Raw genomic sequence first — 25,121 nt, forward strand, 5'->3', positions numbered from 1 at the left:
GAATAGTGATGAAAAGTGGCATATAGCGTTGCGCTCTGCTGCCACTTTGCTGCCATTTTAATCCAACCAAAATGTAGATGATTGACGGTATAATTTCGTTGACAGTCAAAAAAAACATTAAAATCCGGTTAAAATTTGCCGATATTAGTATTTTACTAATTCGTATTTAGGTATATTAGTCAAAATTGTAATTAAATCAAAGGAGTAATTATGTCAAGCCTTAGGGATATGGAAGAACTTATTAGTGATATAGTTGATGTTGAGTTGAAAGAATACATGCGGGAAGCATTAACTTGCTATATGACCGGAGCACATCGAGCATGTGTCGTACTTTCATTTATTGCTATTTTTGAAGATCTATTCAAAAAGTTAGACGGGATGGCTACAACAAATAGAGTAGCTAGAGCAATTTTTATAGAAATCTCTAAAAAAAGAGATGAGCAAAAAGTTTATGAAAGTGATTTGCTTAATAAGTTGAAAGCTGAAAAAATAATTACAGAAATTGATGCGGATTTCCTTTCAGTACTAAGAACGCTCAGAAATAAAGCAGCACATCCTTCAGGCCATAAGCCCACTGCTGAAGAAGCTCGATACGTTTATTCTGAAACTATACATAGATTTCTATCTAAGCCAGTTTTATCAACAACTCAGGTTGCCGACCAAATCCTATCTAAGTTGACTAACTCATATTTATTCCCGACGTCAAACATTCAAGATCATGCTACAGTAGTAAATGAAGGTGTTAAAAACCTGCATCATGATGGGTATTCATATCTCCTAAAAAAACTAATCGAGTCACTCGACAATGCAAATGAACAAATAAAATTAAATGCGAAAAGATATCTCTTGGGTTTATCCATTAAACCTCTAAATGATGATGTCCTTGAGCAGATAAAAAAGCAACTTTTAATTGAATGTAGTACTGATGAAAGTAAAAGGCAATGCTTGATGGAGTGTATTTCAACCAATGGTAATCTACTCAAAAATATAGATGAAATTGTTTATTTGAGATTGAACAAAATGTTTGAGGACACTATTTCAGTTACAAAACCCTCTGATCAACATACATACTTAAGGCACCCTGTCCAAATTGCTAATAGTATTATTGGTTTAGATGCGATGGTCATTGACAGATGCTTTAAGTCTAGCCTTGCCGAAGTTTTTGAGACATACAAATTAAGCCCGGTATTAATGAAACATGTTAAAGGGCATGAATGGGCTAAAGATAAAGTTATACAATCAATTTTTGACCAGGCAGGCTCTTCGACTTTCTCCGAGGCAAACTCTTTTGCACAGAGTGCAAGCTCATATGATGGTGATATCTCAATTTTAATGGATGATTTAAATTGTTTTGAACTTATAATTCACATTTGTACAGCAGGCGACTGGGGAGCGTTTGGGGCTGAAGGGATGATGAAAGGGAAGTTTAATAATATTCCAAGGATTAAGGAAAAGGCAATTAAAGCTTTGAAAGATAATAATGATAATTGCCAGCAGGTGATTGAAAGAATCAGGCCATCAATTGGTAAAGCAGAAGATTTTGAGGGGAGTTATTTTTAATTTATGCGGCAAAAACAGAGAGCGTGGTTAACGCTCTCTGTTCGAAAATTAAGGTCTATTTAATTTAAAGTTTGCTGTATTATTGAGTTTAAATAATCTGACATTAACCGTTGTTTCGCGAAAATTAATTCCATTTTTACTTTCAAAGATTCATTTTCTAATTCGCTTATTTTAGTTTTGCATTCGTAGTCAATATTTATTTTTTTAAATCTATCCTTGTGATCATCAGTTGCTTTTTTGGATTCACACTTTTGGTTGGCAAGTGTGATTCTGTCATTTATTTTATTTAATGTATAATCATGCGTCTCTTTTTTATTAGAGTAATCTATAAATAACTTAGGGCTTTCCTTTTTGATGTTTTTCTTAAGGTTAACTTTATCTTTGATGTTGAGCTCTCGTAGGTTGTACGATTCAGCTATTTTATTAAAGCACTGTGATATATTGTTGGCGCTAGACAGTGATTTATAACATTCGGAGTAAGACAGTGATGTAAATTGTGATAGTAGGTGTACTCTTAATTCTGAGTATTGTTCGGAGAATTTACCTTGTACTATTTTAAGATTTGATTTAGCTGTGAGAGCTTCGTCCTTTGCTTGGTTGACGTCCTTCGAAAGCTGACTTAGTTCCATCGTTTTTTCATTCAAAGTTTCGTTAAGTTCTAAGAGCTTTTTGTCTTTTTTTCAAGTTCAAGAGTCTTTTTTGCTATTTCTTCATCAAGTAGTGATTTCTGATAAACAGGAAGTACGGTATAAAAATAACCAAAGGCTGCTAGTGCTAGAACTCCTATTTGTGAAAAATTCGCAATTCTTGTTGACCAGACATCTAACTTTGACATGTAACAATCCTGATTTTTGAGAGAATTAAACTTTAAATAATGTTAATTAGTGGATTCAGATTCTTAGCTTCATATAAATGTTCTGGAGCAAAATGTGCATAACGCATAGTCACTTTGATATCCGTATGTCCCAAAATTCGCTGAAGCACGAGAATGTTGCCGCCGTTCATCATGAAATGAGAAGCGAAGGTATGTCTTAAGACATGCGTCAGTTGTCCAGCTGGTGTTTCGATGCCAGCACGTTGCATAGCCTTTCTAAAAGCTGAATAGCATGGTTTAAAGAGCAACTGCGATTTCCTGCTCGATGGCAGTTCAGCTTGTAACTTTTCAGTTATCGGCACCGCGCGGTTTTTCTTACCTTTAGTTTTAACGTAGATGATTTGACCGGCGCGGATTTGATTGCCCTTCAAGCCTTCGGCTTCACTCCATCGTGCTCCTGTTGCCAGGCAAATTTTCACAATGGTCGTCAGATCTTTAGATCGGCTGTTCTCACACTCGGCGAGGAGGGTTCTGATTTCCTCAATGGTGAGATAGGCCATCTCCGATTCACTGATTTTAAACTCTCGCACGTTCTCTAACGGATTGGGTGCGGTCCATTCATCTAACCGGCGTAGTTCGTTAAACATCGCCCTGAAATATGCCAGCTCTAAATTAACAGTGCGCGGCGTAACCGTCTTCACTCGGCTGGAGCGGGTGATCTTCCCGCTTAAACGCTGCTCGCGATAAGACGCAAAAATTTTCGCGTTGAACTCGGTTGCGAGTGGGTTTCCCATTGCCTCGCAGGCGAACGCCATTGTGGTTCGCCGCTTCTCACCATCCGCCAAGGTAATGCCATGCGTGTTGAACCACAATTCAACCAGCTCTATTACCCGCCGCTTATCTGCTTTCTCTCCTAGCCAGGGCTTATCTTGAGCTTGCTCTTTTACGAACTTCTCAAAAGATTGCGCTTCACCTTTAGTGACGAACTGGCGGCGAATCCTTTTGCCGTCGCGGCCGTTTGGGAAAACTTGTGCCTGCCATTTCCCGTTGGGTAATTTACTGATCGCCATGCTGTGCCTTTATAGATACTCAGTGCGGGCAACGACTTTCCCCAATACCTTTATGTCATCTGCTTTGCATTCGAATGAGGCTTTTCCGTTCTCAACGCGAATACGTCCTCCAGGAAAACGATATAGCTCCTTAACGCTGATGAGCTTATCGATCTCGATGAGCCACAGACCATCTGTGATCTCTGCGACAGTCATATCAACCAGGTAGTTCTGCTTCTCAAAATGGACTAATAACGGGGCTTTAATATCACTGGGCAAGAGTTGCGCATCATATTCAACCCAATCAGATGATGAAAATTTCCCATTTGTGATTTTTTTAAATTGGATTTTAGTTGATGAAGCATCTTGGTTTGTGATGTTTGAATCCCCGCGGCCATATGTCAGCCACTCTAACGAAGTACCGGTTTCCATAGAGCAAATCAGAACCCAGTCAGCAGGAAAGTTCCCACGCATTATGCGGTTAGCCATAGTACTTTGAGACACATTCAAATGGCGGCAAAGTGCTTGTCGCGATGAAAAACCATATGCCTGAACGATACGTTCAATGGGATCTTTGCCACCCACTGGTAAAGCTGGTGCTTTACGACTCGTAAAATCTTTCGTTGACCTTTCCAATTTGTGATCCTAATATTCACTCGTCGTATCAAGACGTGTTTAATAGTGATGAATAGAGTTGGCTAAAACTCAACAGAGGATAGTGCATCATGACCCGTAAACTTTCAATGCGCCCATCAATCAATCTCGTGATTTCGGAACCCTACATTACCGTAGAAGAGTTCTGCCGCCGCACTGGTTACAAGGAAGGCACCGTACGCCAGATGTACCGCGAGAACCGCCTGCCCATCAGGAAGAAAGAAGGCGTTAACGGTCTCATCGAGATCAACATGGTTGCATTGACGATTGAAGCGGCCGCTGGCTGTGAAATCACAATGCAGGCTTGATGCATCCATATTGGGATAGCAGAAGGGAATTATCATGTTTGATTTTCGAGTCTCCACACATAGCCATTTCGATGATGCGTGCCGGGCATTTGCACTGACGCACAACATCATTCAGCTGGCTAATAAAGCCGGGCTGAATCCACAGACCATCCGTAACAAACTCAATCCGGAACAGGTTCACCAGTTAACCGTTCGTGAAATGCTGCTACTGACCGATCTGACCGAAGACGCAACGCTGATTGACGGCGCGCTGGCGCAGCTGCATTGCCTGCCATGCGTACCTGTTAACGAAATGGCGCAGGAGAATCTACCTGCTTATGTACTGAAAGCCACTGCCGAAGTAGGGCTGTTAGCTGCGGGCGTAGTGAGCCAGGAGCAATTAACAGCATCCTGCCGCCGTGGTCTGGTTCAGAACGTACACGCAGGGATCCGCTGCCTGACTCTGGCAGCACTGGCGGTTCAGGCACGAGTGCATTCTAACCCTGCACTTTCGGGTACTGCTGATGTGTTAAGTGGTATCGGTGCATCAATCGGGATGGTGTGAGGTAATTATGATCAAAGTATTGACCTACCAATTTAATTTACAAGGTAAGCGCGCAGAGGTTAAAGATTCGGATGTTGCGTTGTGCTTTCCATCCATTTCAGGTGATGGCAGTTATTTCTTTACTCTAAAAGATGGTACGAGGTTTCGCGGTGAAGAAGTCAAAGAAGTGATACGTAATAAAGTATCACCTCTTACATATATTTAATTGTTGTACCTGTTAACCCATTTTTCAATAGCGTTCATGAAAATGTGCTGGTTGTCAGAGCCGGGCGTAAGTTTGTTTAACTCACTGCGAACGGCAGAGTAGAAAAGAGAGTGATCATGTTTTTTATTAGTGAAGTAAGCGTTAAGAAGTCCTGAAATAACCATATTTTGAATTTCAACTTCGGAGCGGAGTTGCTGAAGGTTTTTCTCCAGGAGTTCGAAGCGTTCTATTTCTTTCTCATTCAGCATTTGCACCTCATGTCGTAATAGATAATGGAGTGAGGATTATGCAGGTTTTTGTAAGATTTTTGAAACAACAGTCACCACCACAGCAGTTACAAGCTTTAGGGCATGGCTGGATTGAAACTAAAACAGGCCAGCGCTGGCATCCGGCAATATCACAGGCCGAACTGCTGGCAAGATTAACCGGTAAGAGGAAAGAACCATGGGTTACAAGGTTGAAAGTGTCACTGTTCAGATGAATGCAGGACAGCGCGCTAGTGCGCTTAACCATATCTCTGCGCTTCGCACCATGATGTACGGCGATTGCAGCCACGAACTTAAACGCTTTATCGCAGACATGCGGAATAAGCGCGATCACCAGTCTGAACAGAATGGCCGCGCACTGAGCGCAATTTTCTTCCTGGCTAATATCAGCAAAGAACGTCACAGCGTTGATTTCAGTGAACTGACGAGTGACGAAAAAACGGCGCTGATTAGTGCAATGAATCACCTTCGCGCAGTCGTGAGTTTATTCCCAAAGAATCTGACGTTACCTAATTAATTAACCTAGCGGAATTAAATGGCGTAAACCCGCCGGGTATTCTTTTGCCCGAATTCAGGAGAAAGAGAAATGCGAAATATCCAAACCCGTAATTTTAAAGCTGACGACGACGCGCTTAATGCCCTGCTGATCAAGGCAAAAACTGAGCAGCGTTCTGATGATGCGTTGTCTGTTTCTATCCGTCTGGCCGCAATGGCAATTCATGCTCGCCAGAAGGAAATGTCTGCAGCAGAAATTATCGAACTGCTGGATAAAGAGGCTGAGCGCTTTGAGAACCAGGCACAGGAGATGCACTGATGGCCGACTCAATGGATCTGGTACAGCAGCGCGTGCAGGAAGAGCTGGCGCGCAATCTGGCTAACGCTACTCATCGTCCTGCGGGGGCGAGTGAATTTTTCTGCCTCACGTGCGGCGAAGAAATCCCGGAGCAGCGCCGCCGCGCACTGCCGGGCGTTTCCCTCTGCGTGACCTGCAAACAGATCAGTGAGCTGAAAAGCTTGCACTACAAAGGGGTGGCGTTATGAGCACCATCCTGAGGTGGGCAGGCAGTAAGTCCGGCCTTGCTGCCGAAGAAGGTAAGTGCGCCATGCAGACCATTGTCGTCTTTGAGCATATGGCTTCACTGTGACCGATATTGCCGTAAACGCTGTTGAGTTTAATGGTGCCTATCACGCTGCCCTGAAAATGCAGCGTGAGAATTATGGCATCAGAATGCCGCGTGACATGACCCTGGCTGAGCTGAAGCTGTGGAACGTCAATCCCGACGACCACAGCTGGCGCAGCCAGTACCTGCATGACATGCCAGACTACCTGGCCGGGTACTTCGCTGACCGCTATCAAAAAATCCTTTCAGGAAAGCATGGCCGTCGACGAGCCAATGCGTTTCTGCGCCAGACCATCGGCCAGAGCGTATTGCCACGTCTGCAGCTCGTACGCAGTCGCTACCGGTTGAACGATGCGGCGCAGTTTGAGTTGCCCTTTATCAGACAGCTTGATCGCCTTCCGACGCTGGACCGCCAGGATATTCGCGATCTGGCTTATAAGGTGGCCTCCTTCCTGTCACAAAGTCTGGTTGAGTTCGTTGATAAGGTCTCCATGCCACATGAGGCGGACGAACTGGCTGTGACGCTCACCGGGTACCGTTACATCGCTGAACTTGCTGCGCTGACAGGGACGCAGCCACCTTACTGGGCAGAGTTCTGTTCCGCTAAATGTGAACTGCCTCTGCGCAAAGCTCAATCCGGTCTGCTTCGCATGATGGCGCCTGAATGGTGGCGTGGCCGCCTGAAGCAGATGCGCGATTTACAGCGTGAACACATGGCCATTGCGGTAGGGCAGGTACAGAAAGCCGCATCACCTTACGTTTCCCGCAGCACGCTGGCCGAATGGATTGAGCAGAAAAAACGTAACCGCGAATTCTTCAAACGTTTTGATCTCATCAATCAGGAGGGGGACCGAATTGCGCTGGATGAAATGGTCAACCGCAGCGTGTCAAATCCGGCAATACGCCGCCGCGAACTGATGACCCGAATGCGCGGGTTCGAAGATGTCGCCAACGAGACAGGGTGCGTAGGTGAGTTTTATACAATCACTGCACCATCACGTTATCACGCAGCTTATAGCCAGGGCGGCTTTGTTTCTCAGTGGAACGGCTCTAGCCCGCGTGACACCCAACGTTATCTCTGCCGCGTATGGGCGCGGATCCGCGCGGCACTGTCCCGTGAAGATATTCATGTCTTCGGTTTTCGCGTTGTTGAACCTCACCACGACGGCACGCCGCACTGGCACATGCTGCTGTTTATGCGTCCTGAAAACGTCCAGCGGGTTCAGCAAATCATGCGTGATCAGGCTTACAAAGAGGATTCCGGGGAACTGACCTCGCCGCAGGCACGGAAAGCACGATTTCATGCTGAGCCAATCGACCCTGAGAAGGGCAGTGCTACAGGCTATATCGCCAAATACATTTCAAAAAATATCGACGGTTACGCGATGGAAGGTGAGAAAGATGATGAAACCGGCGCAAATATGCGCGACATGGCTAAGGCCGTTTCAGCATGGGCTTCACGCTGGCGTATTCGTCAGTTTCAGCAGATTGGCGGTGCGCCTGTGACTGTCTGGCGTGAGCTACGTCGTATGGGGGATACACGTTTGCCAGATAAGCAGATGGATGCGGTGCTGGCGTCAGCTTCTGTTGCCAGCTGTTGGGCGTCCTATACGATGGCGCAGGGCGGGCCATTAGTAGCGCGTGAGGATTTAGTGATCCGTCTTTGCTACGAACTTACGGAAATGGGCAATGAGTACGGCGAAGATGTTCAGCGGGTGCAGGGTATCTATTCGCCAATGGTGCCGGATTCAGAAGTCATGACGCGCCTGGTCAAATGGGAAAAGGTCGCTAAATTGGCCGAAGCGCCAGCGGAGGCTGGTTTTTTTGGCGGCATCGCCGCCCCTTGGAGTTCTGTCAATAACTGTACGGGGCAGCAGCGTCGACTGTTAGAGCTGGAACTAAAAGCCCGGAGGTTTAACAGTGATGAATATGAAATTGAGCTGTTGCTTAAGGGCTGTAGCCTCAATGCAGGTGCTGGAATGCGGCTTTTCTACCGGAACGGCAGACTACAGGAAGAACCATACTGATCTGACAAGGTTCAGATCAATCCCATTGATACATAAAAATAGTTTCAATTCCGGTTGGATTTTCTATACTGTATGCATAAACAGTAGTTGTAGGCAGAGGAGGGAACATGCAGGACTATCTTTTGGAGTCGGTGAAGCTTCAGCGTATTGATTTCTTTTTAAAACTTGTTGCTGTCAGTGATTGTAGTGATCAAGAAAAACGCATGGCAATTGAGTGGGTTTCCGAACTCACAGATGAGTTAATGGCGCGTCTGCGAAAGCATGAATACAGCCTTTCGATGAACCAGGCTGAATGAAAAAAGGCCCAACATAACTGCGAGCCGTGAGTGCATGACCATGCTGCATGAAATCGCATGATCCCAAAAGGATCTCTGATGCTCAGGCCCGCCAGTATTGGCGGGCCTTTGTATATGTCATGCACCTGCATGAAAACCGCTGCATAAAGCGCGCAGGCGTGGCGGGGCTACGAGCGCGCGCTACAAATTGCTGGCAGTAGCCAAAACGTTTAAGAAGCACTAGAATTGGAAAATAGGCAACATAAAAAATAATGACAAATATTGTCGTCACGAATGGGGTGTATTTTGATATTTTTTACAAGTAAATACTTTGTGGCGATCGGTATCCCTCTGTTATTGATCCTGTGCGGCGCAATAATAAAAAAACTGGTAAGAAGTACTTCATGGACGAGAAAGGATTTTTATTTTGGTAGTGAGCTTACTTTAACTGCACTTGGTGCTGCATTATTAAATTTATATGATTTGGCTAATGCCGCTAAAGGTAAAATAAGCTCATTAAAAGATAACCTCCTACAGCTTTTTTCAATTAATGCTGGTTTTGTGCTTTTTTCGTTAGTGATTTTATTGGTTCTGGTGGCTTTGCATCAGGACTGGGAAAATAGGACCGGCAACGTCACAGGCCAGTTTTTAAGGTTGACAGTCGCGGGGAATCTAATCGGAATTTTTATGTTCGCTTGCTTTGTTATATGGGTAAAAGGTGTTTAAATGAAACTTAATAAAATTATCTATATAGGTTCTTTTCTGTGTGTATTATTTGGTGCTATAGTTGCTTTTATGCCATATTTTTTCGATTTTTTAAATGGGCAAGATGAAAAGACATTAAATTATATATTTGCATTCTCATTAAGTTATGTTGGGTTGGCTGTTTTGGTTGTTTTCAAAATACGGGAAAAAAGAAAGTTGAGGCTAAATAAGATAAATAAGGTTTTCCTTGTTTATTCACCTAATGATTTAGATAAAGTTTCACCAGTAGCACATAAACTTAAAGAATTAGGATTTGAAATTTGGTTTAGTGCTGAGGATTTACTGCCGGGCCAAATAATTAATAAAAAAATACAATCAGTTTTAGATGATAGTTTTGCGGCTATTCTTTTTGCATCTTCATCAGGATTTTCTGAATTTGGAGAAAAAGAAATAGATTACTTATTAAAAAATCGAAGCGTAAAGGACGATAGGTTTATACCAATATTACCAGTCTTAATGGAAGGTGGAACGTTACCGCCAAGCTTGCAAAGTGTAATGTTTATCAGATATGAAGATGATAAGCTAATTGATAAGCTAGCAGAATCATTGAATAAATTAAAAAGTAAGTGATTGTGTTTTTATTGTTGTTGATTTGCACATGGCCACTTTTAAAATGGCTATGTGCATTATTTTTTTAGAAGCGTTTGATGTTTGTGTTTAAGCTAATCAAACATTAAGGTCATAACTTCTGAACTTAATTACTTCTTCATTTAAATAGTGGTTTAGCTCTTCAAATCGCCTCTGCAACGGCATAAGTTCATTACGCACAAACACTTTACTGGCCTTCTCAATGTCACCAAATCCCCCAACATTATTCGGCATAATCCCCATCAGCTGCGGTGGAACGCGATGCACGGCCAGCATGTCGTCGCGGCTCACGTTTTTGATGTTCAGGAATTCATCCTTTGCCGCCACCTCAGACAGCGGAATGATCTGAATGCCGTCCTTTTTCCCGTTCGGGCTGTACATAAACAGGTTGCGGAAGTTGCCAGGGCCCTTTGCGCTTTTCATGGCACCGCGGATATTGTCCACGTCCTGCTGGCTCTGCGCCGGGTCGGTCATGTACATGATGAAACCCGCATGGCTGCCGTTAAGGTAATACTTGCGGCGGAACAGCGTAGCCGATTCGTTTAGCAGCGCCGACGGGATGGCAGACAGGTAGCCCGGCAGGCCGTAAATCTCCTGATTGATGTCCGGCTCCATCAGGTGGAAGACACTGCCCTTCTCAAACTCATACGGCTCGGTGTTAATGCCATAGTGCGCATACCAGTACGTCTCCAGGTCAAGGCCGCGCCGGGTGAACTTTGCCAGCGACGGCTCCAGCTTCAGCGTGTTACCGAGGCGGCTGGTCCGCTTCTCCAGGTAGGCATTGCCGAAAATCAGGTAATCCAGCGCAAAGCGGCTGAACGCCTGCTGACTCAGCAGCGGGTGCGGGATAAAGGTACTCGCCAGAATGTTGCACTTAACGCTGATGGGTGAGCTGTGATGCACTGCGGCCCGGAACGTGCGCGCCAGCCCGTCAACGCTTACCGGCGGTTCATACCAGCGATCATTGATAACGCACTCCACGTAGTCCAGCAGTTCGCGGCGGTCCAGCACCGGAATCGGGTCGCCAAAGGTAAACGCCTCCGACGCTGCCCCGCTGGTCATGTTATCCGGCTGCGGCACGGGCTGGGTGCGGGTGCGGTTCCTGCGTTTGCTCATTAATAAATCTCCACAATGTTCTGCGTGTGTGCCGCCTGTCCCTGCAGCGGCTCGTTTGCCAGCGCGTGCATGGTCGCCCAGGCTAAATCGCCGTGGCTGACTTCCTCGCTGCGGCTGGTTTCATAGGTCGGACGGTTACCGCTGGCCGTGGTGGCCTTGCGGATAGACATGAATGACTGCGCGATGTCGAGGTGGCTGGCGTCAAACTCCAGCCGCCCGCTGGCGATGGTGTCGTAAGCCTTAAGCACCAGGGCGTTTTTAACGTTCGGGTTATAGACAAACTCCTTCACCTGCGGGAAAAATGCTTTGACGTTCTCGTATACGCCCAGCCCGACGCCGGTGGAGTCGATGCCGATATAGGTGACGTTATACTGCTGCGTCAGCGTTCTGATGGCATCGGCCTGCGCCCGGAAGTCCATCCCGCGCCACTGGTGGCGCTCAAGGATGCGGAACTTACCGCCCGGCACGGCAGGCGGTGCCATGACCACACATCCGGCGCTGTCGCCGTTCTGCGTTCCCTTCGCAGGGTCATAGCCGATCCAGACCTCTTTCCAGCCGAACGGCCGCAGCGCCAGCGCTTCAAAGTCGGTCCAGACTTCCCAACTGTCCACCATGCACTTCTGCAGCATGGCCAGCTGGAACACCGACGCCAGATCGTCCATAAAGACGCACATCAGCAGGTTCTGGTAATCCTCCGGGCTGTAGCGCGTGCGCAGTTGCTCCAGGTCAAACAGGTCACACCCGCCGCGCACCGCATCTTCAACCGTGACAATCTGGCGAAACTGGCCGTCTTCGCAGAGGCGACCGGCGGCCAGTGACTGATGGCTGAGGTCGATATCAACCCTGTCCGCTTTGGCCCGGCCCTTGTTGAACTGCGAACCGGACCAGAACGGATAGGCGCTGTGTGTGAGGCTGGACGGGGTGGAAAAGTAGGTTTCGCGCCACTTCTTGTGCAGCGCCATGCCGGACGCCACTTTCTGCAGTTCCTGAAACTTCGGGATCCAGAAATATTCATCCAGGTACAGATTGCCGTGATAGCTCTGCGCGGTGCGGGCGTTGGTGCCCAGGAAATACAGGCACGCGCCGTTACTGAGCGTCATCGGGTCGCCCTTCAGGTCTACGTCCACCTCGCGGGCAAATTCAATGATGTACTGCTTGAATACGTGCGCCTGCGCCTTACTGGCTGACAGGAAAATCTGATTACGCCCGGTGGTCAGCGCATCGATCAACGCCTCGCGGGCAAAAAAGAAGGTGGCCCCGATCTGGCGCGACTTCAGCAGGTTGCGGACTGAATACTTATTTCCGGCCTCCCACCACTGGCGCTGATAGCCGAACATCGAGCCGTGGAAAACCTCCTGCAGCTTCTCAATCTGTTCGTCGCTGAACAGGTTCTTTTCCGGGGGCTTACGAGGGCCTTTGTTGCGGTTCTCCACGTTCGGGTTCAGGTCCGCTTCATTGCCGCCGTTGCTGAATTTGCCGATCCGGGCATGGCGCTCGGACTGACGCGCCAGCAGGTCGATTTCCTTAAAGTCCTTACCTTCCTTCTGCTCCTTCATGATGAGCTGGCAGTAGCGTGCGGCAGTGGTCAGTTGCATCTGATCCAGCGGGCCATAGTCGCCCCACCTGTCGCGCTTCTTCCAGCTGTGAACGGTTGCGGGTTTCTCTCCCAGCATTTCAGCAATGCGGGCGATGCGGTATCCCTGAAAGTACAGCAGTAAAGCCTGCCTGCGGGGATCGAGGTCGTCGGGGGCGGGTGTCATGTTCATGCAGCCAAAATACGGCCCCGCCGCTTCCTTTTCCGCCATCCCTCATTGTGTGGTTTCCCGCACAACGTCCGCGCGTTGTTTCGATACCCCTGCCGCCGCAACCATAGAGCTTCACAGAGTTTTACTGACCGGAGCCTGGACAATGGCAAAGAAAGCAAAGCGTTTTCGTATCGGGGTGGAAGGTGCCACCACGGACGGGCGCACCATCGAGCGCAGCTGGCTTGAACAGATGGCGGCAAATTACAGCCCTGAGCTGTACACCGCCGTGATCAACATGGAGCACATCAAGGGCTATACGCCTGACAGCCCGTTTCGCCGCTTTGGCGTAGTGGAAGCGCTGGACGCTGAAGAAATCAGTGACGGCCCGCTGAAAGGCAAGCTGGGGCTGTATGCCCTGATCAACCCGACTGACGAGCTGGTCACGCTGACCGGCACCATGCAGAAAATCTTCACCTCTATGGAAATCCGCCCGGAGTTCGCGGACACCGGCGCGGCCTATCTGATTGGCCTGGCCGTTACCGACGATCCGGCCAGCCTCGGCACGGAAATGCTGCAGTTCAGCGCCAGCGCCGGAGCGAACCCGCTGGCAAACCGCAAGCAGCATCCTGACAACGTTTTCTCTGCCGCTGAAGAAACTCTGATCGAGTTTGAGGACGTGGCAGATGAAAAACCCGCCCTCTTTACCCGCATTAAGGCGATGTTCAGCAGACAGCAGCAGACCGACGCGGCCCGCTTCAGCGACGTGCATCAGGCCGTTGAGCTGATTGCCACCGAGCAGCAGGACCTGAGCGCGCGCATTGAAACGGCGCTGAGCGAACAGGCCGACAGCCTGAAATCGCATTTCAGCAGTGCGCTGGGTGAAGAAGTCCTGAAGCGCGAGCAGCTGCAGGCGGACTTCACCGAACTGCAGCAGCAGCTGAGCCGGGAAGATGGCCGTCAGCAGGTCCGCCCGCGCACGCAGGGTAACGGCAGCGGCGGCGAAGTGCGCACCGACTGCTGATACAGCGGCGGCAAACCTTTTTAACGAACAGAGAAAGCGAAGCAATGAAAAATACTACCCGTTTTAAGCTGAATGCTTACATGTCGGTGCTGGCAGAAATCAACAAGATTGACCTGTCCGCGCTGAACAGCAAATTCACCATTGAGCCGTCCGTGTCGCAGACGCTGGAAAGCAAAATTCAGGAGTCGTCCGCGTTCCTGCAGGCCATCAACATCATGCCGGTCAGTGAGCAGAGCGGCGAACGGCTGGGGCTTGGGATCGGCACCACCATTGCGGGCACCACCGATACCACCCAGAAAGAGCGTGAGCCGACCGATCCGACCTACATCGACGGCGACGGCTACAAATGTACCCAGACCAACTTTGACACGGCGCTGCCTTATTCAAAGCTGGACATGTGGGCGAAGTTCAGCGATTTCCAGGTGCGCATCCGTGACGCCATCGTGAAGCGTCAGGCGCTGGACCGCATCATGATCGGCTTCAACGGCCTGAAGCGTGAGAAAACATCCAACCGTGTGCAGAACCCGCTGCTGCAGGACGTGAACATCGGCTGGCTGGAAAAAATCCGCCAGGAAAAACCGGCGCAGGTGCTGGGTCAGCACATCGGTGACGACGGCAAGGTGGTGTCGGACAAAATCACCGTGGGCAAAAGCGGCCTGTTCCGTAACCTGGACGCCGTGGTGATGGGCGCGGTGTCGGAAAAAATCGGCGTGCAGTATCAGGACGACACCGAACTGGTGGTGATCTGTGGACGCCAGCTGCTGGCTGATAAGTATTTCCCGCTGGTCAATCAGAGCCAGCCCAACACCGAAGCGCTGGCCGCTGATCTGATCATCAGCCAGAAGCGCATCGGCGGCCTGCAGGCTGTCCGTGCTCCGTACTTCCCGGCGAATGCGCTGCTGATCACCCGCCTGGATAACCTGTCCATCTACTGGCAGGAAGAAACGCGCCGCCGCTCCATCATCGACAACCCGAAGCGTGACCGCATCGAAAACCTTGAGTCGGTCAACGAGGCTTACGTGGTCGAGGACTACGACTGCACCTGCCTGGTGGAAAACATCGAGCTGCTGGAACAGGAGCCGGAAAAAGAGCCGGGCGAAATGAGCGAAGCGGAAATCGCCCGCATCGCCGCCGTGGCGGCCAGCGTGGTCAAGTCCATGAGCGGCGCAGGTGACTCAACCGCCGCCGGAGCCAACCCGAGCGCCGGAGCGTAACCCGTGACCAACCCTTTCCGCGCGCATACGCGCTTTATTCAGGCTCAGGAGGCCGCCCGGTCGGGCGGCAGTGGCCGCAGCACAAAGGGTTATGACCTGATGCTGCTGCAGCTGAACGAAGACCGCCGCCGCCTCAAGGGCATTCAGTCCAACGTCCGTAAGGCCGAAATCAAGGTGGAGGTGCTGCCGAAGTACGCCGCCTGGGCTGAAGGCGTGCTGAGTGCTGACGGCGCGCAGCAGGACGACGTGCTGATGTACGTGATGCTCTGGCGCGTTGACGCCGGTGACTATGCCGGTGCGCTGGCGATTGGCCGCCATGCACTGAAGCACGGCTGGGCGATGCCGCTGGGAAACCGCACCACGGCGACGGTGCTGGCTGAAGAAATTGCTGACGCGGCAAAGGCCGCCATTCTGGCAAATACGCCTTTTGATCCTGCCCTGCTGCTGGAGGCGCTGGAGGTGGTGGACGCTCACGACATGCCCGATCAGTCACGTGCCCGCCTGCACAAGTCCATCGGCTGGGTGCTGACGGAAAGCAGCCCGGCGTCCGCGCTGAACCATCTGAAGCGCGCCCTGCAGCTGGACGAGAAATGCGGCGTTAAAAAAGACATTGAGCAGCTGGAGCGGAAAATCCGTAACGCCAGCTGATAACCGGACGTGCCCACGCGCGGGGCGGCACGGGGTGGCGACAGGCAGCGCCGCATCAAAACCCCGTCCACCGCCCACCTATTCAGGAGTAACAGAGCAATGGAATTTATCGCGCCACAGAAGGCGACGGGAACGCCGGACATCATCCCCAACAATTCATTCTGGCCCGACGTTGATCTGGCGAAGTTCCGCAGCGTCATGCGCGTTGATGGCACCGTGACGCCGGAGCGTCTGCGTCAGGTGCTGCTGACCGCGATGGCGGAGGTTAATGCGGAGCTTTACCCGTGGCGTGAGCGGCAGGAGCTGGCCGGTCATAACGGCCTGGCCGACGTTCCGGCTGAGAAGCTGGCCGGTGAGAGTGTGCGCCTGCATCACTACATGAACGCGGTGTGGTGCTGGACGCGAGCGGTACTGAACGAGCGCTATCAGGACTTTGACGCCACCGCCTCAGCCGTGAAGCGCGGCGAAGAACTGAGCGATGCCAGCGGCGATCTCTGGCGCGATGCGCGCTGGGCCATCAGCCGCGTGCAGGACATGCCGCACTGCACCGTGGAGCTTATCTGATGAAAGTGCGTGCGCAGCAGTATGACACGGTGGACGCACTCTGCTGGCGTCACTACGGGCGCACGCAGGGCATGACTGAACAGGTGCTGCAGGCAAATCCGGGGCTGGCGGAGCACGGCCCCCTCTTACCGCACGGGCTGGAGGTGGAGTTGCCGGACGTGACAGCGACGGCCACCGTGCAGGCCGTCCAGCTTTGGGACTGAATCATGTGGGAAAAAATCAGCACCTTTTTAACCTGGTGCATTGCGGTGGTGATGGCGTGGCTGGGCGGCATGGACCTGAAAGACATGTCCACCGTGGCCGGTGTGTTAATCGGCCTGCTGATGGCGCTTATCAGCTGGTACTACAAACACAAAACCTACCAGCTGCTGGCAAGCGGGCGCATTACGCGGAGTGAATATGAATCTGCAAACCGTTAAACGCTGCGCCGTTGGCGTGGTGCTGGCGCTGGCCGCCACGCTGCCCGGCTTTCAGCAGCTGCACACCTCCGTCGAGGGGCTGCGGCTGATTGCCGACTATGAGGGCTGCCGCCTGCAGCCGTACCAGTGCAGCGCGGGAAAGTGGACCGACGGGATCGGCAACACGTCCGGCGTTGTGCCGGGTAAATCCATCACGGAACGGCAGGCGGCGGGGAATTTCATCACCAACGTGTTACGCACTGAGGCGGCACTGGCGCGCTGCGTGGCGGTCTCTATGCCGCAGCAGGTTTATGACGCGCTGGTGTCGCTGGCGTTCAACGTCGGGACCGGCAACGTGTGCGGCTCAACAATGGTGGCGTTGCTGAAAAAGGGTAAATGGCGCGATGCGTGTTATCAGCTGCCGCGCTGGGTGTACGTGAAAGGCGTATTTAATCAGGGGCTGGACAACCGGCGCGGGCGTGAACTGGCCTGGTGCCTTAAGGGAGTCTGAGCACATGAAGAACATCATCGTGATGGTTCTTTTTTTTCTGGGGATTGTGTTGTGGCAGTCGTGGAACCTGCACAACGCCTATCAGAAGATTCACGCGCATGAGGCAGTCATAGAAACTCAGGGAAAAAAGCTGAGCCAGAAAAACAGCCAGCTGATTGCCCTGAACATCCTGACGCAGACCAGCAGCCAGGCGCAGGCGCAGCTTTACGCCGCCGCAGAACGCAACGGCCAGCTGCTGCGCGACCGGCAGCGAAAGATTGAGGAACTGAAACGTGAAAATGAAGACCTTCGCCGCTGGAGTGATACCGCTTTGCCTGATCCTGTTGTCCGGCTGCGCCAGCGACCGCCCCTCGCAGGAGGTGAATCTTACCGTGAGTGGCTGTCCGAAAATCACCCGCTGCCAGCTGGATCCGGCAGCGCCGCGCACTAACGGCGACCTTCTGGCCCTGCTGGACGAAACGGAGGCCGCCTGGGCGGCGTGTGCCGGTAAGGTCGATACCATCATCAGCTGTCAGGAAAAAGACGATGAACAAGCCGCAGTCCTTACGCAGCGCCCTGAATAAGTCGGTCCAGTATGTGGCCGACAACCCGGACCGCCTGCACCTGTTCGTGGACAGCGGCCAGCTGGTCGCCACGTCCGCCGCGTCCCTGTCGTGGGAGTATCGCTACACCCTGAACGTGGTGATCACCGACTTCACCGGCGATCAGAATCTGCTGATGGCCCCGGTGGCTTTGTGGCTGCGGGAAAATCAGCCCGATGCGCTGCAGAACAGTGATGCGCGCGAAAAGCTGTTTTCGTTTGAGGTCGATATACTGGCAAATGACCGCTGCGACATCAGCATGGATCTGAAGCTGACCGAGCGCGTCGTGGCAACCACTGTGGACGGTAAAATAAGCATTGAGGCGGTGCCGGAGCCGGACGTGCCGGTGGAATTCTGGACGGTGAAACATGGCTGAACTGCATGAGGTAGATGCCTGGCTGGCGGCGCTGCTTTCACAGCTGGAACCGGCGGCCCGAAAAAAGATGCTGCGGGAAGTGGCACGCGATGTGCGCCGCATTCAGCAGGCAAACATCACCGCGCAGCGTTCTCCGGACGGCACCGCATGGGAGCCGCGCCGCGTCAGCGCCCGCAGCAAAAAGGGCCGCATTCGTCGCGGCATGTTCGCGAAGCTGAAAACGGCAAAGTATCTCAAGACGCAGGCGAATGCAGACTCCGCTGATGTTGCCTTTGTGCCGTGGGTTCAGAAGCTGGCCCGCATCCATCACTATGGCCTGCGGGACCGGGTAAGTCGTCGCGGCCCGATAGTAAAATATGCTGAGCGCCCGTTGCTGGGTATAAATGGCAAGGTTGAAATTGCTATAAATGAGCTTCTATTACGATTGCTAGCAGGTTGAGTCGATAAGAAATTCATTTAACCTTTTTTATAAAAAATGTAGCTTAATAAGCCTATCCTTAATGTTAACCTTTATTTCTTCTCTGAGAAGAAAGAAAAAATATCAGAGAGCGAATCACTCAACACTTCCCCATCGAAAAGATGGTGTGTTGATATAAGATGATCGCTTCTTACTTGTGTCCTCTGTATCTCCCAATCCAAAAGAGAAAATACACATCGAATCAACAACACCCTTAAGTGATGAGATGCGATTGCAACACTTCTTAATGCATCAGGAGGCAGCAAATCTCCATGTATTAATACATTTCTAATGCTTGTAAGACCAATAATGCCTTTTCCTTTGTCATCAAACAAAGGCCACAGGCTACCCAGATCAATATCAAAGTGCTCTATAAAATTATTGGCTGCATCTTTAAGAGAGACTCTTCTTAACTCACCTAGTTTACCTTTAACCTTTTGTCTCAACTGCTTATCATCTGGGATATGCATGCTAATTGTTTTTTCAATAGAAACACGCATTAATTTAAAATCATTCTCGCTAAAAATGAATTCCGTACCCATTATTCTTTTAAATGTTAACACCATTGATTCAAAAGCTTGGAAATATGCAAGGTAAGATAGTTCAATTACAGTGCTATTACTTAGCATTAAAGTATAGATTGCATTATCAATTGAGTGTTTGTACGGTGATTTTTTATAAACTTTTAAAGTGGATGTAAGAAAATCCCTTACATTTTGCGGTTCAATTAGATTTTTAAATCTCCCGCTATCATTATCATCAGCTTTTTTTCTCGAACTCTTGTAATAAAGTATTGTTAAACCATCAGCTTCAGCTTTCCAGCTTGTATAAGCAACCTTGCCATCATGCAACAGAGATGAAAGCATTAAAAGGTCGTCTACTTGAGGTGATATTTCCTCTTGAATAAAATTAACAACATTTCTTTTTCGAGAAAAAGAGGTTGTTAATCTTTGATATCTTTTAGATTCGAAGTCATCGCCTTGTAAACTATAGCTAAATGCGACTTCTGATTTAATCTTTATTTTATTATCTAATATAATTTCCAGTGAAGGGTTGCTATTTTTCTTCACTTCGCCAAGTTCATTCGGGATAAGGCGATAGTATGGCGAAATCATTGGTGCTTTGTTTATATAGTAATGAAGGGTTACCTTTCTACGTTCAGTGGGCCTTGCATAGCGATGATATATATATACTTCTTTCGGATAAAGATAAAAACTGAAAGTCGGATCTTTTCTTCCTAAAGACATCCCAAAACCTTGAACGGATGCTTTGTTGATTTCAGTGTCTCTAGATGAGTCCCCAGTTATATTTCTAATTGAGATTTTTACGTCAACGCATTCGCAATCTTGAATCCTTATTATGTCTGGATTTTTCGTTACGACATTGATCTTATTCCAATTACTGTCATCGTCAACTTCAACACTGCATTCGATGTTTTCTAATTTTTCATTGCCGAATGAGAATGTTAACTCTTGCGATTCAAGTTTTTTCTTTGCCATAGATTTTCCTTTGTATGGTGATTGGCACAACTGCTGGCTCTTAATTATAACAAGTTAGCTTCTCATAATGTGGGAATGAATACACAACTCACCGAAATCATGCGCCTTATCACCAACCTGATCCGCACCGGCATTGTGTCCGACGTGGACCCGGTGAACTGGCTGTGCCGGGTGAAAACGGGCGATCTCAAAACCAACTGGATCAACTGGCTCACCCTGCGCGCCGGTAATACACGCACATGGTGGAAGCCCACAGTGGGGGAACAGGTCGTGCTGCTGAGCCTGGGCGGCAATCTTGAAACTGCCTTTGCGTTGCCTGCCATTTATTCCGAAGCCTTCCCGCCGCCTGACTACTCGGAAGATGGCACCACCACCGTGTTTAAGGATGGCGGCTGGTTTCAGTACGAGCCGGAAACCGGCCAGCTGCTGATAAAGAACATCAGAAGCGTGCGCATTGAAGCGGCGGACGGCATTCAGCTGATTACCGAGGCGCTGGGGATAGAGGCCAGCCAGACACGGATCAACGGTGACACCACGATGAACGGCGATGTAACACACGGCGGTGGTTCAATGAGTTCTAACGGCGTAATTGCTGATAAGCACTTACACAATAAAGTTAAGAGTGGCGGCGATATGTCAGGAGGCCCGCAATGATGTACCTCGGCATGAACCGCGGCACCGGCGAAGCCATTACCGACATCGATCACATCCGGCAGAGTGTGCGCGACATCCTGATCACCCCGGAAGGCAGCCGCATCGCCCGGCGTGATTACGGTTCGCTGCTGTCGGTGCTGATTGACCAGCCACAGAACGACGTGATCCGCCTGCAGGTCATGGCGGCGGTGTATGTCGCCATCAGCCGCTGGGAGCCTCGCGTGAGGCTGAGCACCGTAAACCTCACCAGCGATTTTGACGGTTCTATGGTGGTTGAGCTGACCGGCCAGCGCGATGACGGTTCGCCGGTTGCTATGTCTGTTCCAACGGGGGTGAACAGTGGCAGTAATTGACCTTTCCCAGCTGCCCGCACCGCAGATTATTGAGGTGCCGGACTTTGAAACGCTGCTGGCTGAGCGCAAAGAGGCGCTGATTGCGCTTTATCCGGCGGATAAACAGGCCGCCATGCGCCGCGTGCTGGCGCTGGAGTCTGAGCCGATTGTGAAAAGTCTGCAGGAAAACACCTACCGCGAAATCCTGTTGCGCCAGCGCATCAATGAGGCGGCGCAGGCGGTTATGGTGGCCTACGCAATCGGCAGCGATCTGGACCAGCAGGCTGCCCGCAATAACGTAAAGCGGCTGATCATTACGCCTGCGAATCCCGACGCGGTGCCGCCGGTGGATGCAGTGATGGAATCAGACGATGCACTGCGCGTGCGCGTGCCGGAGGCGTTTGAGGGGCTGAGCGTGGCCGGACCGACGGGCGCGTATGAGTTTCACGCTAAAAGCGCCGATGGCCGGGTGCAGGACGTGTCCGCCATCAGCCCGTCACCGGCGACAGTACTGATCACTGTCCTGAGTCGCGAAGGCGACGGCACGGCGGCAGCGGATTTGCTGACTACAGTGGACACAGCACTGAGCGCCGACAGCGTGCGCCCGGTGGCCGACCGTGTGACGGTTCAGGGGGCAACTATTCGCAACTACAGCGTGAAGGCCAGGCTGCACCTGTTCGACGGCGTGGCCGCCGGTCCCTGCCTTGAGGCGGCAAACGCTAATCTGGCGGCTTACCTTACTGAACAGAAAAAGCTGGGGCGTAGCGTGCGGCGTGAGTCATATGGGGCGGTGATGCGTGTGGCCGGTGTGGATTGGGTGGAAATCACCGAACCGGCGGAGGACATCATCATGGACCGCACGCAGGCGGGTTACTGCACTGGTACGGACATTTCCGTGGCGGGCGATCAGGGGGTGACATGAGCAACAGCAGCCTGATGCCGCCCGGTTCGTCTGCGCTGGAGCGCCGTTTAGCGCAGGCGTGCAGCGGGATTTCCGGGCTGAACGTGCCGCTGCGCGACCTGTGGAACCCGGCCACCTGCCCGGTGAGTTTTCTGCCCTATCTGGCCTGGGCCTTTTCGGTGGACCGCTGGGATGAAAGCTGGGCGGAGAGCGTCAAGCGGCAGGTGGTGAGCGATGCGTTTTACATTCATCAGCACAAGGGAACCATCAGCGCTATCCGTCGCGTGGTGGAGCCGTTCGGCTTCCTGATCCGGGTGATTGAGTGGTGGAAAACAAGTGAGCCGCCCGGCACGTTCCGGCTGGACATTGGCGTGCAGGACCAGGGCATAACCGAAGAAACCTATCAGGAGCTTGAGCGGCTGATCAGCGATGCGAAGCCGTGCAGCCGTCACCTGCTGGGAATGTCGATAAACCTGCAGGTCAGCGGTGAAACGATTATAGCGGCAGCCAGCTATGACGGTGATGACCTGACCGTTTACCCGTATATCCCGGAAATTATTTCCGTCAGCGGCGCAGTTTATGGCGGCGCGGCGGTTCACGTTATTGACCTGATGGAAGTGGGACCATGACACAAAAATACTATGCAATCGTAACCAACCTGGGCGCGTCGAAGATTGCCAACGCCGCTGCACTCGGTACAAAACTGAATATCACGCAGATGGCCGTGGGCGACGGCGGCGGCACCTTGCCGACACCGAACGCCAGCCAGACGAAGCTGGTTAACGAGGTGCGTCGCGCCGCCATCAATACGCTGAGCATTGACCCGGCCAACGCCAGCCAGATGATTGCCGAACAGGTGATCCCCGAAACGTCGGGCGGGTTCTGGATCCGGGAAATGGGCCTGTTCGACGCGGACGGGACGCTGATCGCGGTCTGCAACACGCCGGAAACCTACAAACCCGCACTGCAGGAAGGCAGTGGCCGCACGCAGACCGTGCGCATGATGCTGATCATTAACAGCACCGACGCTATCACCCTGAAGATTGACCCGTCAGTGGTGCTGGCAACGCGGAAGTATGTGGATGATGCCGTTATCGAAGTGAAGGCATACACAGACAGCGTAATGAAAAAACATGCTGATGCTGATAACCCACACAGCCAGTACCTGCAGATTGCAAATGCCCTGTCAGAAATCAAAGACGCCGGGCTGATTGCGGACCTTCTCAAAAACCTCGGTTTAGGCGAAGGCGCGCCCGTTATCGGCTCACCGTTCCCCTGGCCTCACGCAAAAATGCCTAATGAACTCTTTCCCTCAATGGCTGGCATAGTCTTTCTGAAAAGTAACGGGGCAAGCTTCAGCGGTACGCTATACCCGAAGCTGGCGCTGGCTTATCCGGGACTGAAGCTGGCTGATCTTCGTGGTGAGTTTATCCGTGGCTGGGATGATGGTCGCGGCGTTGATACCGGACGTGCATTGATTACCCCACAGGCAGCCACTGGCTTGAGAACGGCTGCTGTGGATTATCCCGGCATTGATGCAACGACTGCAGGGGCTACGGTAGGCACTGCTTTTAACCAGCCAGATTCAGTTTCAAAAATTCAGCCTTCAGATGCGAAAACCCCGGACAATGGGACGTTAGGATCAGTGCTAAGTGACAACTCAATCCAGGCCACTCAATTGCAGGCAGGCATTCCGGGTTTTGCTGTATGGATTACAGCACGCCCGCGTAACGTGGCATTTAATTACATTGTGAGGGCCGCATAATGGCTAAGGCAACGCTTGATAAAAACGGCCTGGCAAAATCGGCCGGCACACTGTCGATTTATAATTTTGATGCGGTAAGCGGCGAATTTACTGGCTCAAATGATGAGTATCTGGCGCAGGGTGTTGGCCTACCCGCTAATGCCTGCATCACTGCACCACCCATTACTGAAGCCGGGCGCGTAGCAATTTATCAGGATGGAGCCTGGACTGTTGTAGCAGATCATCGTGGGAAAACGGTTTATTCAGTCACTGACGGCACAGCAGTGATGATTAACGCACCGGGTGATTATCCGGTAGACACTACACCGCTAAAACCTGCAACCGCCTGGGATAAATGGGATGGTGAAAAGTGGATAACTGATTCAGCTAAAGAGAAAGCAGCAGCTGTCAAAGAAGCCAGAGAACGGCAGGCTCTTCTGATTGCCGAAGCGAACAGTATTACTCAGGCATGGCAAACGCAACTGCGCCTGGACATGATCACCGATAAGGATAAGGCTTCGCTCATCTCATGGATGAAATATATTCAGGCCTTACAAAATATCGACATCTCCCACACGTCTAAAATTAGCTGGCCGCCTCGCCCGGAAGTTTAATAACTACTTAATTGGTTGATGAATTATGTTCTGATACCTCATAAAGAAAGAAATCAACAGAACGATAAAGCCCATTCCCGCGAATGGGCCTTTTTCGGTCATTATCAGAAATGTAAGTAAAATTCTAGGCATAACTCCACCAATAAAAAAGTGCAATATTATACTGCTCACTAAGTTTAAAAGAAAATATCCACCTAAAGCTAAACTGATGGTACCAATCAAAGATATAAAAAAAGCTACAGAAGGATATCCGATTTTCATCAGTACGTTGATATTGTTAATCATAACCAATCCTAAGATTATCATGAATACTGATACTATTATTGCTTTATAATTTGATGTGATTTCTTTAATGAAATCCATCATCTTACTATCCACATTACTCTGAATAGTTAAAAATCGGTTTTTTAATTTGTTATTCATTTTTTCTCTCCATCTGGCTGGCATCAGATAGTCCCATCCCATCATCAATGCAGCTGTAACCTGAAAAGTAAAAACCGTCATATCGCTGAAATACATCATGGCTCCTTCCATTAAAAGTATTGTGCCATTTACGATACAACGATATTC

General features: G+C 50.5%; 38 protein-coding genes. 29 read left to right on the forward strand and 9 right to left on the reverse strand.

The annotated features are described in order from the left end of the window. The first annotated feature begins 210 nt into the window (after positions 1 to 210). A complete protein-coding gene (locus tag ACR8BF_RS02960) occupies positions 211 to 1,560 on the forward strand; it encodes a DUF4145 domain-containing protein (RefSeq protein WP_292987981.1) in 1,350 nt (449 codons plus the stop codon). A 59-nt stretch (positions 1,561 to 1,619) separates the two neighbouring features. Here the strand turns inward: ACR8BF_RS02960 and ACR8BF_RS02965 are convergent, their stop codons facing one another. Genes ACR8BF_RS02965 through ACR8BF_RS02980 form a run of 4 tightly spaced genes read right to left on the reverse strand, consistent with a single transcriptional unit; the run spans position 1,620 to position 4,059 of the window. Next, positions 1,620 to 2,189 carry a hypothetical protein gene (locus ACR8BF_RS02965; RefSeq protein WP_434745530.1) on the reverse strand — a complete coding sequence of 190 codons (570 nt, stop codon included), beginning with the start codon at positions 2,187 to 2,189 and terminating at the stop codon, positions 1,620 to 1,622. Between the two features lie 29 nt (positions 2,190 to 2,218). Then, a complete protein-coding gene (locus ACR8BF_RS02970; RefSeq protein WP_292987977.1) occupies positions 2,219 to 2,395 on the reverse strand; it encodes a hypothetical protein in 177 nt (58 codons plus the stop codon). Between the two features lie 32 nt (positions 2,396 to 2,427). After that, the gene (locus tag ACR8BF_RS02975; RefSeq protein WP_292987975.1) at positions 2,428 to 3,444 is read right to left on the reverse strand and encodes a phage integrase; all 1,017 of its coding nucleotides are present in this window, start codon (positions 3,442 to 3,444) and stop codon (positions 2,428 to 2,430) included. Between the two features lie 9 nt (positions 3,445 to 3,453). Beyond that, complete coding sequence (locus ACR8BF_RS02980) at positions 3,454 to 4,059, reverse strand: phage repressor protein CI (RefSeq protein WP_434745531.1); 606 nt, start codon at positions 4,057 to 4,059, stop codon at positions 3,454 to 3,456. Positions 4,060 to 4,148: 89 nt separating this feature from the next. On the opposite strand from ACR8BF_RS02980, the gene ACR8BF_RS02985 reads away from it, so the two are divergent. Genes ACR8BF_RS02985 through ACR8BF_RS02995 form a run of 3 tightly spaced genes read left to right on the forward strand, consistent with a single transcriptional unit; the run spans position 4,149 to position 5,134 of the window. Beyond that, positions 4,149 to 4,385, forward strand: coding sequence for a regulator (locus tag ACR8BF_RS02985; protein ID WP_211728512.1), 237 nt, complete (start codon positions 4,149 to 4,151; stop codon positions 4,383 to 4,385). A gap of 34 nt (positions 4,386 to 4,419) precedes the next feature. Further along, on the forward strand, positions 4,420 to 4,929 hold the full coding sequence (locus tag ACR8BF_RS02990) for a phage regulatory CII family protein (protein ID WP_292987967.1): 510 nt from the start codon (positions 4,420 to 4,422) through the stop codon (positions 4,927 to 4,929). Between the two features lie 7 nt (positions 4,930 to 4,936). Continuing rightward, positions 4,937 to 5,134: a hypothetical protein gene (locus ACR8BF_RS02995; protein WP_292987965.1), complete on the forward strand. Its 198-nt coding sequence runs from the start codon at positions 4,937 to 4,939 to the stop codon at positions 5,132 to 5,134. Here ACR8BF_RS02995 and ACR8BF_RS03000 read toward each other — a convergent pair. Next, positions 5,131 to 5,382, reverse strand: coding sequence for a hypothetical protein (locus tag ACR8BF_RS03000; RefSeq protein ID WP_292987963.1), 252 nt, complete (start codon positions 5,380 to 5,382; stop codon positions 5,131 to 5,133). The genes ACR8BF_RS02995 and ACR8BF_RS03000 overlap by 4 nt on opposite strands. A 38-nt stretch (positions 5,383 to 5,420) precedes the next feature. Between ACR8BF_RS03000 and ACR8BF_RS03005 the strand changes: the two genes are divergently transcribed. From ACR8BF_RS03005 to ACR8BF_RS03040, 8 genes are all read left to right on the forward strand, one after another. Further along, positions 5,421 to 5,615: a phage filamentation protein Fil family protein gene (locus ACR8BF_RS03005; RefSeq protein ID WP_292987961.1), complete on the forward strand. Its 195-nt coding sequence runs from the start codon at positions 5,421 to 5,423 to the stop codon at positions 5,613 to 5,615. Continuing rightward, positions 5,579 to 5,917 carry a DUF5347 family protein gene (locus ACR8BF_RS03010; RefSeq protein WP_292987959.1) on the forward strand — a complete coding sequence of 113 codons (339 nt, stop codon included), beginning with the start codon at positions 5,579 to 5,581 and terminating at the stop codon, positions 5,915 to 5,917. Before ACR8BF_RS03005 ends, ACR8BF_RS03010 begins: the two co-directional genes overlap by 37 nt. A gap of 69 nt (positions 5,918 to 5,986) precedes the next feature. Beyond that, entirely contained in the window at positions 5,987 to 6,214 is a 228-nt protein-coding gene (locus tag ACR8BF_RS03015) for a DUF2732 family protein (RefSeq protein WP_292987957.1), read from the forward strand. Continuing rightward, positions 6,214 to 6,441 carry a TraR/DksA family transcriptional regulator gene (locus ACR8BF_RS03020; protein WP_292987955.1) on the forward strand — a complete coding sequence of 76 codons (228 nt, stop codon included), beginning with the start codon at positions 6,214 to 6,216 and terminating at the stop codon, positions 6,439 to 6,441. The genes ACR8BF_RS03015 and ACR8BF_RS03020 overlap by 1 nt, the downstream gene beginning before the upstream one ends. A 160-nt stretch (positions 6,442 to 6,601) precedes the next feature. Further along, a complete protein-coding gene (locus tag ACR8BF_RS03025; RefSeq protein ID WP_434745910.1) occupies positions 6,602 to 8,548 on the forward strand; it encodes a replication endonuclease in 1,947 nt (648 codons plus the stop codon). A gap of 107 nt (positions 8,549 to 8,655) precedes the next feature. After that, entirely contained in the window at positions 8,656 to 8,844 is a 189-nt protein-coding gene (locus tag ACR8BF_RS03030) for a hypothetical protein (protein WP_187505866.1), read from the forward strand. Positions 8,845 to 9,156: 312 nt separating this feature from the next. Beyond that, positions 9,157 to 9,549, forward strand: a complete 393-nt coding sequence (locus tag ACR8BF_RS03035; RefSeq protein WP_292987951.1) for a hypothetical protein — start codon at positions 9,157 to 9,159, stop codon at positions 9,547 to 9,549. Beyond that, the gene (locus tag ACR8BF_RS03040; protein WP_292987949.1) at positions 9,550 to 10,158 is read left to right on the forward strand and encodes a toll/interleukin-1 receptor domain-containing protein; all 609 of its coding nucleotides are present in this window, start codon (positions 9,550 to 9,552) and stop codon (positions 10,156 to 10,158) included. Between the two features lie 96 nt (positions 10,159 to 10,254). Here the strand turns inward: ACR8BF_RS03040 and ACR8BF_RS03045 are convergent, their stop codons facing one another. Next, the gene (locus tag ACR8BF_RS03045) at positions 10,255 to 11,292 is read right to left on the reverse strand and encodes a phage portal protein (RefSeq protein ID WP_292987947.1); all 1,038 of its coding nucleotides are present in this window, start codon (positions 11,290 to 11,292) and stop codon (positions 10,255 to 10,257) included. Then, positions 11,292 to 13,058: a terminase ATPase subunit family protein gene (locus tag ACR8BF_RS03050; protein ID WP_211727605.1), complete on the reverse strand. Its 1,767-nt coding sequence runs from the start codon at positions 13,056 to 13,058 to the stop codon at positions 11,292 to 11,294. Before ACR8BF_RS03050 ends, ACR8BF_RS03045 begins: the two co-directional genes overlap by 1 nt. Before the next feature lie 142 nt (positions 13,059 to 13,200). Here ACR8BF_RS03050 and ACR8BF_RS03055 point away from each other — a divergent pair, with 142 nt between their 5' ends. The 11 genes from ACR8BF_RS03055 (at position 13,201) to ACR8BF_RS03105 (ending at position 18,789) form a co-directional block, all read left to right on the forward strand. Further along, complete coding sequence (locus tag ACR8BF_RS03055; protein ID WP_061902065.1) at positions 13,201 to 14,058, forward strand: GPO family capsid scaffolding protein; 858 nt, start codon at positions 13,201 to 13,203, stop codon at positions 14,056 to 14,058. Between the two features lie 44 nt (positions 14,059 to 14,102). Beyond that, the gene (locus ACR8BF_RS03060; RefSeq protein WP_292987943.1) at positions 14,103 to 15,272 is read left to right on the forward strand and encodes a phage major capsid protein, P2 family; all 1,170 of its coding nucleotides are present in this window, start codon (positions 14,103 to 14,105) and stop codon (positions 15,270 to 15,272) included. A gap of 3 nt (positions 15,273 to 15,275) precedes the next feature. Further along, positions 15,276 to 15,920, forward strand: coding sequence for a phage terminase small subunit (gene gpM / locus ACR8BF_RS03065; RefSeq protein ID WP_292987941.1), 645 nt, complete (start codon positions 15,276 to 15,278; stop codon positions 15,918 to 15,920). A 99-nt stretch (positions 15,921 to 16,019) separates the two neighbouring features. Continuing rightward, positions 16,020 to 16,484 carry a head completion/stabilization protein gene (locus ACR8BF_RS03070; RefSeq protein ID WP_292987939.1) on the forward strand — a complete coding sequence of 155 codons (465 nt, stop codon included), beginning with the start codon at positions 16,020 to 16,022 and terminating at the stop codon, positions 16,482 to 16,484. After that, a complete protein-coding gene (locus tag ACR8BF_RS03075; RefSeq protein ID WP_033786650.1) occupies positions 16,484 to 16,687 on the forward strand; it encodes a tail protein X in 204 nt (67 codons plus the stop codon). The genes ACR8BF_RS03070 and ACR8BF_RS03075 overlap by 1 nt, the downstream gene beginning before the upstream one ends. 3 nt (positions 16,688 to 16,690) lie before the next feature. Continuing rightward, positions 16,691 to 16,903 carry an HP1 family phage holin gene (locus tag ACR8BF_RS03080; RefSeq protein WP_060680980.1) on the forward strand — a complete coding sequence of 71 codons (213 nt, stop codon included), beginning with the start codon at positions 16,691 to 16,693 and terminating at the stop codon, positions 16,901 to 16,903. Then, complete coding sequence (locus ACR8BF_RS03085) at positions 16,884 to 17,393, forward strand: lysozyme (protein ID WP_292987936.1); 510 nt, start codon at positions 16,884 to 16,886, stop codon at positions 17,391 to 17,393. The genes ACR8BF_RS03080 and ACR8BF_RS03085 overlap by 20 nt, the downstream gene beginning before the upstream one ends. Before the next feature lie 4 nt (positions 17,394 to 17,397). Further along, positions 17,398 to 17,823 (forward strand): Rz-like lysis system protein LysB, encoded by a 426-nt coding sequence (gene lysB, locus ACR8BF_RS03090; RefSeq protein WP_292987934.1) that lies wholly within the window; start codon positions 17,398 to 17,400, stop codon positions 17,821 to 17,823. After that, complete coding sequence (gene lysC / locus ACR8BF_RS03095; protein ID WP_233267932.1) at positions 17,717 to 17,956, forward strand: Rz1-like lysis system protein LysC; 240 nt, start codon at positions 17,717 to 17,719, stop codon at positions 17,954 to 17,956. Before lysB ends, lysC begins: the two co-directional genes overlap by 107 nt. Then, positions 17,919 to 18,350 (forward strand): phage tail protein, encoded by a 432-nt coding sequence (locus ACR8BF_RS03100; RefSeq protein WP_292987929.1) that lies wholly within the window; start codon positions 17,919 to 17,921, stop codon positions 18,348 to 18,350. The genes lysC and ACR8BF_RS03100 overlap by 38 nt, the downstream gene beginning before the upstream one ends. Then, positions 18,343 to 18,789: a phage virion morphogenesis protein gene (locus ACR8BF_RS03105; protein WP_292987927.1), complete on the forward strand. Its 447-nt coding sequence runs from the start codon at positions 18,343 to 18,345 to the stop codon at positions 18,787 to 18,789. Before ACR8BF_RS03100 ends, ACR8BF_RS03105 begins: the two co-directional genes overlap by 8 nt. A 71-nt stretch (positions 18,790 to 18,860) precedes the next feature. Here the strand turns inward: ACR8BF_RS03105 and ACR8BF_RS03110 are convergent, their stop codons facing one another. After that, positions 18,861 to 20,306 carry a hypothetical protein gene (locus ACR8BF_RS03110; RefSeq protein ID WP_292987925.1) on the reverse strand — a complete coding sequence of 482 codons (1,446 nt, stop codon included), beginning with the start codon at positions 20,304 to 20,306 and terminating at the stop codon, positions 18,861 to 18,863. A gap of 75 nt (positions 20,307 to 20,381) precedes the next feature. On the opposite strand from ACR8BF_RS03110, the gene ACR8BF_RS03115 reads away from it, so the two are divergent. The 6 genes from ACR8BF_RS03115 to ACR8BF_RS03140 are packed head-to-tail and all read left to right on the forward strand — an operon-like array spanning position 20,382 to position 24,551. Next, positions 20,382 to 20,960 carry a phage baseplate assembly protein V gene (locus ACR8BF_RS03115; protein ID WP_434745532.1) on the forward strand — a complete coding sequence of 193 codons (579 nt, stop codon included), beginning with the start codon at positions 20,382 to 20,384 and terminating at the stop codon, positions 20,958 to 20,960. Beyond that, positions 20,957 to 21,313 carry a GPW/gp25 family protein gene (locus ACR8BF_RS03120; protein ID WP_434745533.1) on the forward strand — a complete coding sequence of 119 codons (357 nt, stop codon included), beginning with the start codon at positions 20,957 to 20,959 and terminating at the stop codon, positions 21,311 to 21,313. Before ACR8BF_RS03115 ends, ACR8BF_RS03120 begins: the two co-directional genes overlap by 4 nt. Then, positions 21,300 to 22,214: a baseplate J/gp47 family protein gene (locus ACR8BF_RS03125; protein ID WP_434745534.1), complete on the forward strand. Its 915-nt coding sequence runs from the start codon at positions 21,300 to 21,302 to the stop codon at positions 22,212 to 22,214. Before ACR8BF_RS03120 ends, ACR8BF_RS03125 begins: the two co-directional genes overlap by 14 nt. After that, complete coding sequence (locus tag ACR8BF_RS03130; protein ID WP_434745535.1) at positions 22,211 to 22,822, forward strand: phage tail protein I; 612 nt, start codon at positions 22,211 to 22,213, stop codon at positions 22,820 to 22,822. Before ACR8BF_RS03125 ends, ACR8BF_RS03130 begins: the two co-directional genes overlap by 4 nt. Further along, positions 22,819 to 23,958: a phage tail protein gene (locus ACR8BF_RS03135; RefSeq protein WP_434745536.1), complete on the forward strand. Its 1,140-nt coding sequence runs from the start codon at positions 22,819 to 22,821 to the stop codon at positions 23,956 to 23,958. The genes ACR8BF_RS03130 and ACR8BF_RS03135 overlap by 4 nt, the downstream gene beginning before the upstream one ends. Beyond that, a complete protein-coding gene (locus ACR8BF_RS03140; RefSeq protein WP_292987913.1) occupies positions 23,958 to 24,551 on the forward strand; it encodes a tail fiber assembly protein in 594 nt (197 codons plus the stop codon). Before ACR8BF_RS03135 ends, ACR8BF_RS03140 begins: the two co-directional genes overlap by 1 nt. Positions 24,552 to 24,554: 3 nt before the next feature. Here the strand turns inward: ACR8BF_RS03140 and ACR8BF_RS03145 are convergent, their stop codons facing one another. Beyond that, the gene (locus ACR8BF_RS03145) at positions 24,555 to 25,073 is read right to left on the reverse strand and encodes a hypothetical protein (protein ID WP_292987911.1); all 519 of its coding nucleotides are present in this window, start codon (positions 25,071 to 25,073) and stop codon (positions 24,555 to 24,557) included. Positions 25,074 to 25,121 lie beyond the last annotated feature (48 nt).

The organism is Candidatus Pantoea rara (assembly GCF_051136265.1).
Classification (GTDB): domain Bacteria; phylum Pseudomonadota; class Gammaproteobacteria; order Enterobacterales; family Enterobacteriaceae; genus Pantoea; species Pantoea rara.